The organism is Brachyspira sp. SAP_772, assembly GCF_009755885.1.
GTDB lineage: Bacteria > Spirochaetota > Brachyspiria > Brachyspirales > Brachyspiraceae > Brachyspira.
Genome location: NZ_VYIX01000033.1, coordinates 1 through 1,054, shown reverse-complemented (window position 1 = coordinate 1,054; position 1,054 = coordinate 1). Strand labels below are relative to the sequence as shown.

Below are 1,054 nucleotides of genomic sequence, written 5' to 3'. Positions count from 1 at the left end.
GCACATCTCTTTATACATGTTTTCATCAGCTTCAACATCTTGATATGAGATAAACTCTTTATTTATTTTATTTTTAAAAAACTCATTTATTTCTTTATTAGTTTTTAAAGGTATATCCTGAGCACTTATAAAAATATATCTGTCATAATTATTCTTAAAAGCCTCTTTCATTAAATATAAAGTAGTAGTTATCTGACTAAATCCTCCATAATAAATACTATATTTTTTGTATATATAAACATTATCAAAACTTTTTATGTTTAATTTGCTTTTTTTATCTATATGCACATACAAATCAAAATCGGTTTTAAGATGATTAATTAATCTCATAGTCTGATTATAATTTTTATGTGCTATAATAATAAAACAAATCCTACTCATTTAAATCCTCATACAATTTATCTATTATAGTGTTATCAATATCTTCATCAAATTTACGTGCAAATATATTGTTGTTAATATTGTTTTTTATATTCTCATAATCTTTCATTTGTAAATTAAACGGAGTTCCGCCATTCCATATAAGATATCTYAAATTATCRTTTATACAATTATTCTTAAACTTGCTGTTAAGAAGTATAGACTGAAAATAAAACTCATCACTTCCCCAAGTATAATTAAATCTCTTAAGAAAATTAGGATTTTGTTTTGTATAMTCTAATATATATTTAATAGCATTATTAGTTAAGTTCCACCACTGAGAGCCATAATAAATATTTTTTGGAGTAGTGCGTTTTATAAGAGGAAAATTAGATAATAATTCTCTTATRTTTCTATGGAAAATTAGTCTATATAGTTTTCCAAAATTATAGGAATTTAATCTAAAAGACATTTCTTTATACATAGCTTYACTATTATTAATGCTTTCGTATGAWATATATTCTTTATTTTTGTTTGTATCAAAGAAGTTAATAATCTCTTTATTTGTTTTTAGAGGCACATCTTGACCGCTAATAAATATATATCTATCATAGTTGTTTTTATAAGCTTCTTCTATTAAAAATAGGGTAGCTATAACTAAACTTACACCGCCATGATAAGTTTTAAATTTTTT

At 22.9% G+C, this 1,054-nt stretch carries 2 protein-coding genes; both read right to left on the bottom strand.

The genetic code is table 11. The annotated features are described in order from the left end of the window. Nucleotides 1-381, bottom strand: a 381-nt coding sequence (locus GQX97_RS12365; RefSeq protein WP_232473364.1) for a beta-1,6-N-acetylglucosaminyltransferase, incomplete at its 3' end; no start/stop codon positions are given. Continuing rightward, the coding region (locus GQX97_RS12360) for a beta-1,6-N-acetylglucosaminyltransferase (protein ID WP_157152222.1) at nt 374-1,054 on the bottom strand (681 nt) is incomplete at its 5' end. The genes GQX97_RS12365 and GQX97_RS12360, both read right to left, overlap by 8 nt.